The sequence below is a fragment of the Paenibacillus sp. SYP-B3998 genome, assembly GCF_010820665.1.
Lineage (GTDB): Bacteria > Bacillota > Bacilli > Paenibacillales > NBRC-103111 > Paenibacillus_E.
In genome coordinates this window covers 1,614,251-1,629,086 of sequence record NZ_JAAIKC010000001.1, presented here as the reverse complement: position 1 = coordinate 1,629,086, position 14,836 = coordinate 1,614,251, and the positions used below count along the sequence as shown (strand labels likewise).

The 14,836-nt window shown below is 38.9% G+C and carries 13 protein-coding genes and 2 pseudogenes; 6 read left to right on the top strand and 9 right to left on the bottom strand.

Annotation, left to right across the window (positions count from 1 at the left end; translation table 11 throughout):
* Positions 1-448: 448 nt before the first annotated feature.
* From GK047_RS07460 to GK047_RS07450, 3 genes are all read right to left on the bottom strand, one after another.
* Positions 449-1,531, bottom strand: a complete 1,083-nt coding sequence (locus GK047_RS07460) for a glycosyltransferase (protein WP_163943268.1) — start codon at positions 1,529-1,531, stop codon at positions 449-451.
* Positions 1,532-2,000: 469 nt separating this feature from the next.
* Positions 2,001-2,720: a type 1 glutamine amidotransferase gene (locus GK047_RS07455; RefSeq protein WP_346010291.1), complete on the bottom strand. Its 720-nt coding sequence runs from the start codon at positions 2,718-2,720 to the stop codon at positions 2,001-2,003.
* A complete protein-coding gene (locus GK047_RS07450; RefSeq protein ID WP_163943264.1) occupies positions 2,698-4,143 on the bottom strand; it encodes a MurT ligase domain-containing protein in 1,446 nt (481 codons plus the stop codon). The genes GK047_RS07455 and GK047_RS07450 overlap by 23 nt, the downstream gene beginning before the upstream one ends.
* 317 nt (positions 4,144-4,460) lie before the next feature.
* On the opposite strand from GK047_RS07450, the gene GK047_RS07445 reads away from it, so the two are divergent.
* The 4 genes and pseudogenes from GK047_RS07445 (at position 4,461) to GK047_RS07430 (ending at position 7,398) form a co-directional block, all read left to right on the top strand.
* The gene (locus tag GK047_RS07445; protein WP_163943791.1) at positions 4,461-4,961 is read left to right on the top strand and encodes a C40 family peptidase; all 501 of its coding nucleotides are present in this window, start codon (positions 4,461-4,463) and stop codon (positions 4,959-4,961) included.
* A gap of 470 nt (positions 4,962-5,431) precedes the next feature.
* Positions 5,432-5,572, top strand: a pseudogene (locus GK047_RS07440) (transposase domain-containing protein); the annotation flags it as partial.
* 212 nt (positions 5,573-5,784) lie between these two features.
* The gene (locus tag GK047_RS07435) at positions 5,785-6,942 is read left to right on the top strand and encodes a GerAB/ArcD/ProY family transporter (RefSeq protein WP_205516337.1); all 1,158 of its coding nucleotides are present in this window, start codon (positions 5,785-5,787) and stop codon (positions 6,940-6,942) included.
* Between the two features lie 216 nt (positions 6,943-7,158).
* Entirely contained in the window at positions 7,159-7,398 is a 240-nt protein-coding gene (locus tag GK047_RS07430; protein ID WP_163943259.1) for a Ger(x)C family spore germination C-terminal domain-containing protein, read from the top strand.
* 85 nt (positions 7,399-7,483) lie between these two features.
* On the opposite strand, the gene cydS is transcribed toward GK047_RS07430, so the two are convergent.
* From cydS to GK047_RS07410, 4 genes are all read right to left on the bottom strand, one after another.
* Positions 7,484-7,633: a cytochrome bd oxidase small subunit CydS family protein gene (cydS, locus tag GK047_RS07425; RefSeq protein ID WP_163943256.1), complete on the bottom strand. Its 150-nt coding sequence runs from the start codon at positions 7,631-7,633 to the stop codon at positions 7,484-7,486.
* A complete protein-coding gene (locus GK047_RS07420) occupies positions 7,634-8,662 on the bottom strand; it encodes a cytochrome d ubiquinol oxidase subunit II (protein WP_163943254.1) in 1,029 nt (342 codons plus the stop codon).
* Positions 8,659-9,999, bottom strand: coding sequence for a cytochrome ubiquinol oxidase subunit I (locus tag GK047_RS07415; RefSeq protein ID WP_163943251.1), 1,341 nt, complete (start codon positions 9,997-9,999; stop codon positions 8,659-8,661). Before GK047_RS07415 ends, GK047_RS07420 begins: the two co-directional genes overlap by 4 nt.
* Before the next feature lie 329 nt (positions 10,000-10,328).
* Positions 10,329-10,838, bottom strand: a complete 510-nt coding sequence (locus GK047_RS07410) for a hypothetical protein (RefSeq protein WP_163943247.1) — start codon at positions 10,836-10,838, stop codon at positions 10,329-10,331.
* Between the two features lie 356 nt (positions 10,839-11,194).
* On the opposite strand from GK047_RS07410, the gene GK047_RS07405 reads away from it, so the two are divergent.
* Positions 11,195-11,659, top strand: a complete 465-nt coding sequence (locus GK047_RS07405; RefSeq protein WP_163943244.1) for a GNAT family N-acetyltransferase — start codon at positions 11,195-11,197, stop codon at positions 11,657-11,659.
* Positions 11,660-11,837: 178 nt separating this feature from the next.
* On the opposite strand, the pseudogene GK047_RS07400 reads toward GK047_RS07405, so the two are convergent.
* Together GK047_RS07400 and GK047_RS07395 are read right to left on the bottom strand one after the other, a co-directional pair.
* Positions 11,838-12,306, bottom strand: a pseudogene (locus GK047_RS07400) (hypothetical protein); the annotation flags it as partial.
* Between the two features lie 316 nt (positions 12,307-12,622).
* Complete coding sequence (locus GK047_RS07395) at positions 12,623-13,822, bottom strand: MFS transporter (protein ID WP_163943241.1); 1,200 nt, start codon at positions 13,820-13,822, stop codon at positions 12,623-12,625.
* 501 nt (positions 13,823-14,323) lie between these two features.
* Between GK047_RS07395 and GK047_RS07390 the strand changes: the two genes are divergently transcribed.
* The gene (locus tag GK047_RS07390) at positions 14,324-14,755 is read left to right on the top strand and encodes a hypothetical protein (protein WP_163943238.1); all 432 of its coding nucleotides are present in this window, start codon (positions 14,324-14,326) and stop codon (positions 14,753-14,755) included.
* Positions 14,756-14,836: the final 81 nt, after the last annotated feature.

The window sequence follows — 14,836 nt, the reverse complement described above, 5'->3', positions numbered from 1 at the left end:
GAGTCGTTGAAAAGGCGATTGATGGATCGAAAACTTAGGTATTGTTTGATATATATTGCAGCGAGCTTTTTATAATCAATGTTCGATTTTTAAAGTTTTGCCGCGAATCTTCAAAAAAGTCTTTTTGTGACAAGAAGATAGTAACCAGGAATCGTTGTTCGCCATTCAAACCGATCATTCCCCTTCATATTGCATTTTACTCAGGAAGGACGGTAATTGATCTTCATATAAGCCTATTTTACAAAGTGTCCGTCTGTGCTCAGGTACTCCATCTCGGTAGACCACTTGTTTAGTTGGTCTGATAGGAATCGAACAAACAGCCTCAGTATCATTGGCTCGCTCCACTTCTTCGAAGTGATCTTGATCAGAAACTCATAAGTCCAGATTTTCTACCAATGTATGTAAATACATCAATCCAAAGCACAGTTCGTGACAAAGGATTGTTGTATTAATATTTCTTGTATACCGCAAGAAGTTGGGAGCCAACTCGTTTAATGGAAAATTTATTTTTCACTGTTTCAGCACCAAATCTACTTAACATTCTTGCCCTGTTTGAGTTATTCAAAATGCTTTTGATGTCTCTTGAAAGCTTTTCAACAGTTATGGGCGTAATGGTTCCATGATCACCGAAGTGATGTTGAATGATTTTATTTATATTTTCAGGTCCTACTATACCACAGTATCCTTTAACTCCCGCCGCTACAACTGGTCTTCCACATGCCATCGCTTCAAGTGCAACCCGTCCCGTGCCAATGACGACATCCGCTGCATAATAGGCATACTGTATTTTTGATAGAGGAGAACGTATTAATATGGCTTGCCTACCAAGACCACGATTGACTTTGGCAGCATGTTGAATGAGCTTTGATCGGTAATCTCCTGGACCAAATAAAACGGCTACAAAATTAGGGTTGTTTTTAGCAATGATCTCTGCTGCCATAATTACTTTTCTAGCTATAGGATATTTGTCAAAGGAAAATCTCCCAGCATGAACAAGTATTTGCGCTGTTTGAGGTAAGTTGAGTACCCTCCTCCATTTGGTTTTGTTAGATATCGGACTGAATTCTAATGTATCAATTCCATTAGGAATCATTTTTATTTTTTTCGCAGGTATTTTGTGTTCAATCATCCATTTTGATAATTGCGGAGAAACGGAAATAATGGTTTTAGCAACTTTGGACATCCCCGATAAGGATTTACGATTATGATACGTACCATGTACAGTAGCAATCAAGGGTATTCTATGCTGTCGATGTAAGGACGCTGCCACATGAAATGACATTGAATCATGAACGTGTATAAGGTTGTATTTGTTTTTGGAAATTATGGAGGAAAGCGAGGAAATTCTGTTTTGAGAACGCATGGGGAGCAGATGCACTGCCACCCTTTTTTTACTTGATTTTGCAAGTGGTCCTCCCATAGTGGCAATGCCAACTTGAACTCCCTTCGATATTAAATATCGGGATATAGATAGAATGTATTTTTCGGTTCCTCCTATATTTAGCCGTGAAACTACCATTAAAATCTTCATACCCTACCATCCCCGTTTACCGATTATATGATCTCACATAAGATGCTATAAAGTATGTGAAATCTTTGTTGTACGAGACGGCTTAACGACCAAGCGCTCTTCAATTAGTAAAAAATCCACACATCATTTTGCTACTATGTAAGCATCAAACCGTATAAAGGGATGATCCAAGGGGAAATGCTAGATTGCAGCTATTCAAGAGGAGGCTGTTCACCCATTGTAGATGAACTATAGAATATGTTTCTCAGCACCAACATCTCCCGCCGTTAATCAGCTAACAACAGGTATTCGAGTGGCAGAACCTCCCGATCGGCAATAGATTGTATCGATTCTACGTGAAACAAACAGGACAGCTGTCCTTACTCTACTTCTCACTTCTCCATAACTATAAAAAAGGTTACGATTATAAGAACTATGATCGGCCTTTAAGCAAAAAGTAAGTAACGAAGTTTCTTTCATACATCTGTCTTCAATGTTTAAGACAAATTTTTTCTAGAATATGTTTCGTCTCATTTTCTAGCGTATCATCAAGTTGAATCATTTCCTTTCTGCCATATTTCCTTTCTATTGCAGATGAAATTATTTGATCGGCAAGAGCTGGATTTTTAGGCAAAAGAGGGCCATGAAGGTAAGTTCCAATTACATTCTTATAGTAAAGACCTTCCGTACCGTCATTTCCGTTATTACCAAAACCTTTTATGACTTTTCCTAAAGATTCATACGGATGATAGGTTCTTCCAGAATGATTCTCAAAGCCTAATATATTTCCAAAGTCCTTTGATTCAATCGCAATATTTCCAACCATGCGATTTTTTTGTCCAACTGAGTAAAAATCGCAAATATCCAATCCCATATACTTGTTACCTTCTGAAGTCACGTAATAATTGCCTAAAAGTTGATAACCACCGCATATAGCAAGGCAGCCTACACCATCTTCAATACATGATTTAAATTCCTTTTTTATTTTAAGTAATTCATGAGTAACCAGACCTTGTTCACGGTCACTCCCCCCGCCAATGAATAATAGATCAACTTGAGACAAGTTAATTGAATTCGTTGATTTAATATTTACAACTTCTAGCTGAATGCCCCTCCACTCGCAGCGTTTTTGGAAAGCAATCACATTTCCTCTGTCTCCATATAGATTTAGCCGATCAGGGAAAAAGTTATAAAGTAATAAATTCATCATTTTTGTCTACACTCCCATTCATATAATGCTTCACCTGTTGTAAAGCTGTATAAGTCGGTAACAGATAGGTTGGCATCGGATGGTCAAATGTATATTGAATGGCTTTTTCTATGGATGGTATTTTTATTACTTTGTTGTGATCAACACAAGCATATTTAAGTCGTAATGCGATGTCTGCTGCACGTCGGCCAGAACAAATTATTCTTGTGATGTCTTCTCTTTGTAGGCATTCAAAATCAACGTCCCAAATCCATGATACATCCTCACCATCAGCAATATAATCATTAATAAAGAAAACGATTTGCTTGTTATGTTGAGTTGAAAGTATTTCCGACAATGAGACATTGGTTCCCGAAGGATTTTTATTGAGATTTACGATATATGGATATCCTTTGTGATCATACAGCTGCATTCGCCCGTTATCGGATTCATACTTATTTAAGAATTCTTTTATCTCCAAAGATTGAATGCCTATTTCTGCAGCACAAGAAATGGCGGCTAACGCATTATAAGCATTATAAGCACCCGATATATTCATATGATAAATTTCATCTCTCAATTTAAAAGACAAGGGGTTACTTTGAATGTAATCGATTTCGTAATGTGGAATTGGACGCTTAAACCCACAGGAACAGTTATAAACCCCGAGTTGACTAAAGTGAATGTGATCATACTGTAATTCTTCTCCGCATGTTGCGCAATATTTGGAATCACTCATCCCATAATCGCCAAAGTGATACGCACCTTTATTTAGTCCATAGAAGACTCTATCCTTGCCAACCAAACTTAGTCGAACTACCAAGGGATCATCTGCATTTAAAACTAATTTTGTATCAATAGGATCAATAGCGTTTTTTATATCTTTAATCAGAATGTCTATTTCCCCATACCGGTCTAATTGATCACGAAAAAAATTAGTGATGACGACCATTTGTGGAGCAACTTGTTTTATAATGGCAGGCATACTGGCCTCATCGACTTCAAGAACAGCATAATCATACTTTAGATTGCCGAATAGAGATGATTGATTGATTAAACATGCCGTTATCCCTGACATCATATTGGATCCTTCTGAATTATTTAAAATTTTCTTTCCTGTTGACCTTAATAGGTGAGCTAATAAATTGGACGTTGTCGTTTTACCATTCGTACCTGTAATAAATATAAACTGATTGATTTGTTTAGATAATTTCGTAAGAATATCTGGATCGATTTTCAAAGCTACAGCTCCAGGCAAGGATGAACCTTGATTTCCTAAAAGTCGACTTAATTTACCGAAAGTTTTGCCGCTTAAGATAGCCATTTTTTTCTTCAAGATTCTGTAGTCCCCCATTAGTAATAAGTAATCTGAAGCAGTATCTTCCATACTATTCCCTTCAATTTTTAGAAAATACTTTGGATTGTTAATTTGTACTGCTTTCATTTTTATTAGTTGGGTTCTACGCCTCATGCTCAATCCTCAAGTAAAGTAAGTCTCCCTTTCGGATAAAAAGCGACTGATTATAAACACAATATGGGTTTCACAATGGTCCTGAATGATTCCATGGCATAATGTCAAGGTTTAATTACTCATAGAATTCTCATGATATTCTTAGAATGTTCGTTAAGGCCTGTAAGTAACAGGGATTCCATCTTCCTTGGTAATCATTAGGGGATTTATTATGTGTTAAGGTTATTTCAGGTGGCCACCACATATACGATTCTATAGGAGGAGTTATCATGAAGATCATTAATAACAACATGAAAAAGAACCGCCTGAGCAAATCGTTAATAGGGATTACACTTTGTTTCTCGATCTTTTCATCGGGAAGTCTATTAGCAACACCACAATCCGCTCACGCGGCGAGCATCCCCGTTGCAACAGCAACGTCAACATCACAAGCGAATAGCATTATCTCATTAGGTAAACATTACATGGGTGTACGATATAAATTTGGTGCTCCATCTGGTTTTACCAATGCATTTGACTGCTCTTCTTTTACCCAATATGTATTTGGAAAAAATGGCGTATCTCTACCCCGTTCATCTAAACAGCAATCACAAGTAGGTAGTTATGTGTCCAAGGATCAATTAAGACCGGGAGATCTTGTCTTCTTCTATTCCCCTATTCATCATGTTGGTATTTATATAGGGAATGGCAAAATTATTCATACGTATGGAAGTCCTGGCGTAACCATCTCTGATATTAATTCTGGCTGGTGGAAAACAAACTACAAAACAGCTCGTCGAGTTCTTAAATAAGTTATGTATAAGCCCCTATTCCAAGGGGCTTTTTTCAGTACATAAAAGACGGCTCATAGAAAATAAATCTACCACTGCAAGTAAATTTTAAGTCGTTTTACCTCGTTGATCCGTTTGCCGCAGCAATCGAAATATTTCAAGTAATAGAATTTGAAGGCTAATCCAAATCCCACCAAACGAGAGACCATAAGTAGAGAACCATTTAGATGTCTTATCTAACTTCGTCAACTTAGCTTGCCTTCATACACCATTAGTCCTGCTGAACTCATAAGGATTTCTCCAGGCGATGGCAAAGCAAGTGTTCTAAACACAGCGATAAGAACAACACAATATACCCATAATGCTGAAAGGAGCCAATAAACTAATGTGCGTCTTTATTAAAACCAAAGTAAGCGTCAAACTCTCCCCACCTTCAACGTTCTTGTCATCCATGAGAAAATGAGGGCAATCAATTGTAGGAGGTTTGCCTCATGAATCCGTTCAAATATTTATTGCATCTATTTGAGCAACTTCCGCAGCTTCCTGATCCCAAAGATCCAGAAGCGTTGGATAGCCTGATGCCTTGGTCGTCGTCGCTACCGCTGACTTGTCGCGTGTTTAAGGCTGACTAAAAAGCAGTAATAGCCTACATCTTGATTACAAGGTGTGGGCTATTTGACGCTTACCGCAGAAGAATTGCGGGTCCGACCACATGCCTATCAAACTAAGCTGAATTTATTCAGAATAATTCCCCCCATTTCGAGAGAGATTAAGGAAATGGGTGGAAAATGAAAAAGAGCCCACTCTCTAGGGGGAAGCAATCTTCGGTGAACCTTACTTTTGGATGATGGACGTATGGGACACGCAGGACATACATAACAGTGGGAGTGCAGGATCAAACATGAATAAATATTCGTTTAATCAAATCTCCTTGAAACAATACATTCTAATTATATTTGCAGCCCAAGTGGGACTCGGAGAACTATCCCTTCCCCACGATTTAGCTATAACTGCCGGTACCGATGGATGGATATCCATTTTGTTAGGTTGGATTCTATCTATTCTTCTCAGCATAGTCATCATAAAAATTATGGATAGAACCCCCGAATATACGTTATTCGAGCTTTTAATTAAATACTTTGGCAAGTGGGTGGGTAAAAGTTTATTTGTTCTTTGGATACTATACGCAGTATTTGCAGCAAGCGTTGTCATGTTTTCAACGATTCATGTCATAAAGACATGGATCGTGCCGGATATACGTAACTTCATCTTGATGATCCTGTTTATCATTCCAATCTATATGATCACCAAGCATGGAATAAGAGTGATCGGACTCTTTGCTGAATTTGTTTTTCTTATGACTATATGGATGCCTTTCTTGCTGCTATTGGCACTAAAGGATAGCCAATGGCTGTACCTTCTTCCACTTGGAAAAGAAGGCTTGTTTCCCATTCTGTCTACTGTAAAATCAACAATCTTTTCTTTCCTCGGATTTGAATTGGCTTTCATTCTATATCCGTTTCTAAAGGATAAGAAATCAGCGTCCAAAGGAATTGTTATTGCAAACTCTTTTTCCATGATTATATATTTAATAGTTACAGTAATCAGTTTTGTCAAGTTTGCTCCAAACGAGATCACAGAATACCCTTATCCCACGCTCAACTTATTTAAGGACATCCGATTGCCCTTTTTAGAGCGGTTTGAGATCATTTTTCTCTCCTTTTATTTATTTACTTTAATTATGGCGACCATTCCTTACCTTTACACGGCTCTGTTGGGAGCAAGTCAATTATTCGGTAAGCAGGATCATCGAAATTCTTTACGAATACTCTTGTTCCTATGGATCCTATTGTCTTTCTTTTTTATCCCTTCTTCTTCCCAAATTACTCAAATGGGCAAATTGTGGGGGATAGCAGGTTTATATAGCGCTTTCGTATTCCCTATTTTCATTTGGATGTACGGATCGATTTTTCATTTCGTTAGAAAGGAACCGAAACAGTAGAAAAATTGATTTCATATTTCAACAAAAGTCATCGAATTAAACTAAATCGGCCAGCCACGGGACAGTAATGTGCTGTGGCTTATTCAGCTTGTCTACGTATAACCAAGTATGTCCTGTACCTCGGACAAAAAGTAAGCGTCAAATAGCCTACATCTTGATTACAAGGTGTGGGTTATTTGACGCTTACAAACCAAAGGCAATTACACTTTTTAATATTTGAATGAACAAAAAATAACGGAAGAGATCCGGGATACCTTTGCCAAAGGTCTGAAACGAAAAATGGATATTTTTCATCTTTCGGAGGTCTTGTACCGAAAAAATCCTGGTGCATGGAAAAAGCTAACAAAAGAAGGAGTGCTTCCGCTGCAGAAGGATTCTCTAGCTAAAGTGGAGGTCGAAGTGAGGATTGAAAACGCTCAGAAATTAAAGCTCAAGCTCCCATCATCCAACCAATAAAGTAAGTGAGTCGTGGCGGGGGCATTAGGGGATCTTCCTGCATGGACACTTGTGTTTCTCTTAATTGGCGGATACGTAGTATTTGCTAACGCATTTTTTGCTTATCACCTCTTTCCCCTTGATGCTCATCACTTTCAACTCTTTCTTTCCCCATCCACCCCCACCCAAATACGACAGTAAGGGAAGCTACAACAATGATTGGCGGCAATATCATAATTAGGATGAATTCCAACATCTATTCTCCTTTGGGGTGCATCTGTCCCTGCACATATCTGATATTAAACAGAAACAATCTCATTAAAAGAAAGAGCGAAGGGATTAGGAGTAACAATCCTGTCAAAAATGCAATAATTAAGGCTACAGCCATGGCTTTATTAGTGAAATGTTCATTCATGGATAAGTACGGGTAAAGTAAATAAGGCAAGTGAGCCGCTCCATAACCATAGAAAGCGAATCCAAATTGAACCATTACGAAAATAAAGGACATGCCATAATTCTTTTTCCTCCAAACGTAATATACAGCTGCCAGAAAGAATAGAAAAGAACATACAAACATCCAAGATAACTCCGTCATCTTTTGAAAATGTTCTGGGTTATGTAAGTGAATCGAATAAAATACGATTAAACTGCAAACGATTGTCGGGGCGCTCCAAATCAGTGCCCACTTACGCACAATTTCCAAAGCAGGCAGGTCATTTGCTTTGGCCGCGTAAAATGTTAAAAACATGGCTGAAATATACAACACACTAACAATCGCAAGCAAAACAACGGACCATGAGTAAAGACTAAAAAAAAGCTTATCGTATTGAAAAAAAACTGTACCATTCTTAAATTCAATAAAACCACCTTCCGAGATTGTAAGCACTGTTGACAATGAAGCAGGAATCAGAAGTCCAGTTGCACCATATAAGAATGCATAAACTTTTTTATTTTTTGTGCCATATGTACTAAACGCATAGTATGAACCACGTATGGCAAGCAGTATAATCGCTACACTACCAGGAACTAAAAGGGCCGTTCCATAGTAGTAAGCAGTATCTGGGAAGAAACCTACGATCCCAACAACAAAAAAAATGAGAAAGACATTCGTCACCTCCCACACAGGTGATAAATACCGCTTAATGATATTCTGAATCACGTGTTCCTTTTTTGTTCTGTAACTATAGTAACTAAAAAATCCAGCACCAAAATCAATGGAAGCTACAATTAAATACCCGTACAGAAAAGTCCATAAGACTGTAATCCCTACCACTTCCAAATTCACTTGAAAGCCCCCTCCTTGTTTTGTAGGTTAAGCTCATCATCCGGCGAATGGCTCTTAAACATTTTTATCAAAACTCGTACACAGGAAATTCCCAAAACTACATAAAGCACGAGAAATACGATAAAGAGCAAGCCAACATGCTCAGATGTCGTAGCACCTTGCTGCGTCTTCATATACCCACGCAAAATCCAGGGTTGTCTACCTACTTCTGCATAAATCCATCCATACTCGATGGCAAACATAGCCAACGGGCCTCCCGCGACAATTGCCCTAAGCAGCAGTTTGTTGTAGGGATTCCCTTTTCGAAACCAAGAAGCAAGGATAAACAATAAAGGAATAATGGTCAGATAACCACCAATGCCAACCATAGCATCGAAGGTATAATGGATCCAAAGCGGTGGGATTTCATCCGAAGGAAAATCGTTTAATCCCTTTACTTCCATATTGGGGTTTCCATGAGCAAGCACACTGAGTGCAAATGGGATCCTTAATCCATACTTGATCTCGTGATTTCCTGTTAAAATACCACCTACAATTAATGGTGCATGTGACATGGTTTCAAAATGCCATTCCCCAGCTGCCAGTTTTTCAGGCTGGTATTTCGCCAAATATTTCCCCGACAAATCTCCAATTAAGAATGTCGCTACAGCAAAAACAAATGCAGCAAAAAGTGTCATATTTAGTACTTTCTTATAGTAAATATGACTTTTCCCCCTCAATAGGGCGTAAGCAGCGATTCCTGCAAAAATAAAAGCTGAGGTAAGATAAGCTGAAGTTAATACATGGGAGACCTTTGTAGGGCTTGCTGGGGTAAACATAGCCTTAAGAGGCTGCACGTTACCTATGATCCCGTCTAATATGTCAAATCCTTGCGGCGCATTCATAAAAGAGTTGACTAATGTAATAAAAAGTGCAGAACTTGACGCACCAATGACTACAGGTATTATAAATAAAAAATGAATCTTGGGTTTAAATCGATCCCATGTGTACATATAGATGCCAAGAAAAATGGCTTCAAAAAAAAAGGCGAATATTTCTAAAAACATGGGTAAACCGATAGCTTGTCCAGCTATCCTCATAAAATTAGGCCATAGTAGGTTAATTTGTAGTCCAAGCGCTGTTCCAGATACAACTCCCACAGCTACTGTAATGACATATCCACGCGTCCACCTTCGCGCCATTAAGGTATAATGGGGATCATTCCGACGTATACCCATCCATTCTGCCAAAGCAATAAGAACAGGAATTCCGACTCCGATGGTTGCAAAAATAATATGAAATACAAAAGTCAAAGACATTAGTGCACGGCTATAAACAACCGGATCGTTCACAAACATTCATTTAACAGCTCCTCTAGAAGGGGTTGTGTTATTATCCAGCTATCCTTCAAACAGATGATGAGAAATTGATAATAGTAAAATAACTGCAATGACGAAACACAGAATAATCAGCTTTTTTTCCTGCTTTTGATGACGTTCCATGGTAGTCCTCATCTTCATTATTTTGGTTTTTAATGATCTTAGTTTCCTCCAATTCATCAAATACATACACGAATTACCAGTTAATTTTACGGTTGAACAAATAACGATAAAAAACCTTCAAAGTAACGTTACTTTGAAGGTTTTCACAACCAATATTACAAACATTAATTTTTACCTGTTCCAGCTTAATTCTGTTCTTCTTGAGTAACCAGAAAAACAGTTGTTTTTCTTTTATTGTAAAGACCAATACCAATAAAGAACGCCAAAACGGCTACTGCTGTACCAATTGTATAATAAGCTAGAGGATGGCAGTAAAAGGGTAGTTCTTCGCACATGTACGAATAAGCAGTAGAAAAAAAACCGTTTTCTTGTGCTGGTAAGAAATTTGTGAATATACCCAATACATAAACGATAAGAAGTTTATCAAGCAGCATCATATAGATCAAAGTGAAAAGTTTTATTGCAGTCGACTGTTTTGATTCTTTAGCAGTCCAGTAACCAATAGTAAAGTATGGGATAGTACTAAATAGCAATCCGTAATACAAAGGTGATATCACTTTAGATTGATCGTAAGGAACGCTGAAAATCATGTTGTAGGTGATCGCAGCTAAGAAATATGTGAGGCCAAATAGACAAATGAACAAAAGGTTTACCTTTGCTGTAATTAGAAAAAGATCTTTAAACAGATATTTCATCTCATTCATCCCCTGATCTTCAATGACAATTACATTGTATGGTAAATAAATTATATAGTAAAGTTTACCATGAATAGTTTGTCAACCCTTGTACGTTGAAGAAGAGAGATAATTTGTTATGCTGTTTTTGAACACTGCAAAATAATATCCTTAATTGGAAGAACGATTTCGTCCTCACTTACCATTAAGTCCGTACTGATAATGACCAACCATTCTTGTTGGAACCGTAGTTCAGTAATTAAATTGGACTAATAATAATTTTTGGAATTGGATCTTTATCTTATACCCATAGGCCATTATGATTTATTAAAACTAACCTTTAATACTATTACTGCAATTGGGAGGATGATTACCAGATGGAAGGAAGATCGAACGAACAAATCGTGCTTGACATAGTGCCACTTAGACCTGTTGACCGTAAACGCTGGAACGTCTTGGCCCGAAGTTATAAGACCTTTTACGAGACTGAGCTCCCCGACTCCAAATACGATGAGGTTTGGCACCGCTTGCTGATCGCTGATGGTATTTTCGGTTTCGGCGCGCACCTTCAAGGAAACTTGGTCGGTATAGCTCACTACCTGTTTCATCGTACTATCTGGATGGAAGAAGCTTGCTACCTACAAGACCTCTTCGTCGACGAAGCTGTCCGAGGGCATGGGGTGGCTCGCGCGCTGATTGAGCGGGTAGCTCAATCAGCGCGCGAACATAACGCTTCTCGGTTCTACTGGCACACTCGCCAAGACAATACCACCGCTCGCGCTCTTTATGACAAGATTGCGAATCACAAAGGTTTCATTCGCTATGACTATCCGCTCGAGTAAAACCAGCATGACTGGCATATTATCATATCCGGTTGATATTTGATATTTGTTCTGTATCAAAGGTGCAATCATAGTTTGAAGAAGATTCAACTGCCTATAGCCGAGACCTGATAGGTGTGTCTTATTATTGTCGAGTAACTGAGGGCTGAACATCCTCAGTTACTCAAAGAGCCATGCTTTAAACTCCCATCCAAACGTCTTTGACATAATGTCCTTCGACCATGAGACGATCCAGCCATTTTTTCGCTTCCGTTTCGCTAACGCCGTGAACCCCTTGATAAGATCTTTGCAGGGTTGCCTCTACATCCGAAGCCATCCTTCTTCCGTCGCCGCACACATACAACCTGGAAGCCGGGCTCTGGTGTGCGAATGAACATCGCGATTGTATCTCCTCCCTGCATCTCAGCAAGATAGTTGGAAGTGACTCCTCGGTATTCATCTTTGCGATTCCAGGCAGCTTCGTGTACAACACCAACTGTCATACTGACCTGTTTCGGCTGTACGAGAGGAGAACCGGAAATCGAATAATATCTTACTTTAAGAGGAAGCGAGAGCTCCACAAAACGTTCGAATGGCATTTCGCATGCAACATATTTTTCTAACAAATCAAGCATCGTGATCCGTTTCTGAAGAATATTATCGCGGAAACGGTTATGTGATTGAAATCGGGAATATCCATATTGGGTTCATGTCAGTCAGCTCTATCATTGATTATCTTAAAATCTTTGCGTTGATTTGCTGTAACGTCTTATTTAATGAATTTCGTTTAACCAGTGGTTTATGTATTCGATAATGTTTGCATATCGTAGTTTTTTACAGACACGCCAATCTTCATCTATGAGTATTTCATTTTATTAGTATACTACTATTTTTTCTACATGACTCAATGAAATGAATAAAGACGCCCATCAAGGAGCGCCTCCGAAGTCCTTCCTAATTCCCCAGTATCAGCAGTCTCGAAATTCAATCCGCGGAAGAAGTCATCCGCCCTTTTTTGCTTCTCATAGTTAAAACAAAACATAGAAACAGAACAAGGGCAGCCGATAAATAAGGGTAATTAATGTTGATATCAAAAAGAAATCCTGCAACTATAGGGCCAGCAATATTACCCAGACTTGTATAGGCCGAGTTCAGCCCCGCGATATAGCCTTGCTGCTCTTCGGCGATCTTGGACATCTGCGTACCGATCGCTGGGCGTAAGATGTCAATTGACAAAAAGACGATAAATGTGACCGCGAGTATCATCCAGTAACTGCTCACAAAAAGTGTCAATAATACAAACAAGCCTGCAATAACTAAGCAAAGAGAGATGACTTTATTCTCTCCAAACCGGTTCAATAACCATCCAAATATCGTTATTTGCACAACAGCGCCAGCTATCGAACCAAAGGTAATGATGAATGCAATGTCTTTTGGCGTAAAGCCATATTTATGGTCAACAAACAGTCCGAAAATGCTCTCATAGTTGGCTAAGCCAAAAGATAGAACAAACACAATCAATAAACTCATAAAGTAGGATGCTCGGAAAGATTGCAGCAGTTGACTCCAAAGCGTTTGTTTGTCTGTCTGAACAGATTTAAAGATTGTACGTTTATTGGCTGGTAATGATTCAGGTAAAAGAAATAGCGTAATCACTGTGGCAACAACACCTGCTGCCGCAGCAGCATAAAAAGGAACGCGTATTCCATACTCAGCTATATATCCTCCGATGCCAGGGCCAAAAATAAATCCCGTCGTTATGGCAGCATTGATATACCCCATCCCCCGGGCTCTCTCTTCGCTAGACGTAACGTCAGCTGTGTACGCCATAATGGAAGGCATGATCAGCGCAGCACCGATTCCCCCTAACATTCTCGAAGCAAATAGAAGATAAGGCGTGGTTACGAAGCCAAAAAGCCACTCAGAAAAGGCAAAAATAATCATACCTAAAACAATGTTATTTTTTCGTCCAAACGAATCAGACAACCTTCCAGCCAAAGGTGACAACAATAGCTGAGTTAGCGAAAAAGCAGCAAATAACAGTCCGACAACACTTCCGTTTATATGAAGCTCTGACATGTAGTTCGGCATAATAGGTACGACGAGACCGATTCCTGTAAACACCAGAAATATATTGAGGATGAGAATGAGTATGGCTCCCCTATTTCTTAATAATAATGACATAAAAAATCCTCCAAGTTCTTACTCTTCTTGTATTCTCCACTGATGCAATGCGTCAGCAACTCGATTTTTTGGTTTGCCCGCTTTGTAGATGCTTCTCGTTCCACTCCCAATCTCAAAAAATACTGAACGTTCATTCTATATTTTATCAAAGAATAGCAGAGAAATACAACTTTCTGCCGATTTGCTGTGTTGAACTCATTCCGTTCCCATAGCGAAGTAATATTCTCTTTCAGAAATAAATGGATAAGTGGACATAGAAAAGAGTGTTGTCCAACGACGCAGTAACAACCTCCTTCCTTGTTCGATATCCAATTCCATCAACAACTTTCCAACGCTTGAAGTTGTGTTGAATGTTAAGGTGAATGTCCAAAAAAACGTTTACATTATATGGGATTTATATTAACCTAAATGAAGGAGATGCCAATGAAAAAGCTGGCCAGCTCACATCTTTTGTTCCGACAATTCTCCCCGATAATTATAGGATCGAAAGGATGATGAATAATGAAAAGAAAAGTGCTAGCTATGCTCGTTTCCTTGGCCATGTTGCTTACGTTCTCCACGGCAGTCAGCGCCAAACAAGAAATCGCTCAATTACAATCGACCAATGTTATTTTACCCGGAGATAGTGGTCCTGTTAGTGGGTTAGGTGGCACTTCCTTTGGCACATACACCGGCCAAGGGAAATTAGTTGTTAAAGGAAACTATCGTGGAGGTAACGCTTATGGTTATCGACCGGAATTTTATTTAAGTGTCTACAAAGTGACGAATGGCAACTACGAACGAGTAGGCGGTTATCAAGAAATGGGCTACAGTGGCGTCAACAATTCGATTTTCTTCAGTTTACCTAACTTGCCTTATGGTACTTATGAAGTATTAATTGGAGGCGGTCTTGTTTACGGGGCATCTAATGAAAATGTCTACTTTACTCCATAAACTCAAGCGAGGGAAGGTCGTTGACGAGCGATACATGTTACCTACCAGTCCCGGTGGCTCTAGGTCAAAAGGATAGTCTCA

Bases quoted from the DNA above. Each gene is read 5' to 3' on its own strand.
- GK047_RS07390 (WP_163943238.1), top strand. From the start codon at position 14,324: ATGAAAAGAAAAGTGCTAGCTATGCTCGTTTCCTTGGCCATGTTGCTT.
- GK047_RS07395 (WP_163943241.1), bottom strand. From the start codon at position 13,822: ATGTCATTATTATTAAGAAATAGGGGAGCCATACTCATTCTCATCCTC.
- GK047_RS07455 (WP_346010291.1), bottom strand. From the start codon at position 2,720: ATGATGAATTTATTACTTTATAACTTTTTCCCTGATCGGCTAAATCTA.
- GK047_RS07450 (WP_163943264.1), bottom strand. From the start codon at position 4,143: ATGAAAGCAGTACAAATTAACAATCCAAAGTATTTTCTAAAAATTGAA.
- GK047_RS07410 (WP_163943247.1), bottom strand. From the start codon at position 10,838: ATGAAATATCTGTTTAAAGATCTTTTTCTAATTACAGCAAAGGTAAAC.
- GK047_RS07415 (WP_163943251.1), bottom strand. From the start codon at position 9,999: ATGTTTGTGAACGATCCGGTTGTTTATAGCCGTGCACTAATGTCTTTG.
- cydS (WP_163943256.1), bottom strand. From the start codon at position 7,633: ATGTTGGAATTCATCCTAATTATGATATTGCCGCCAATCATTGTTGTA.
- GK047_RS07405 (WP_163943244.1), top strand. From the start codon at position 11,195: ATGGAAGGAAGATCGAACGAACAAATCGTGCTTGACATAGTGCCACTT.
- GK047_RS07445 (WP_163943791.1), top strand. From the start codon at position 4,461: ATGAAAAAGAACCGCCTGAGCAAATCGTTAATAGGGATTACACTTTGT.
- GK047_RS07435 (WP_205516337.1), top strand. From the start codon at position 5,785: ATGATGGACGTATGGGACACGCAGGACATACATAACAGTGGGAGTGCA.
- GK047_RS07460 (WP_163943268.1), bottom strand. From the start codon at position 1,531: ATGAAGATTTTAATGGTAGTTTCACGGCTAAATATAGGAGGAACCGAA.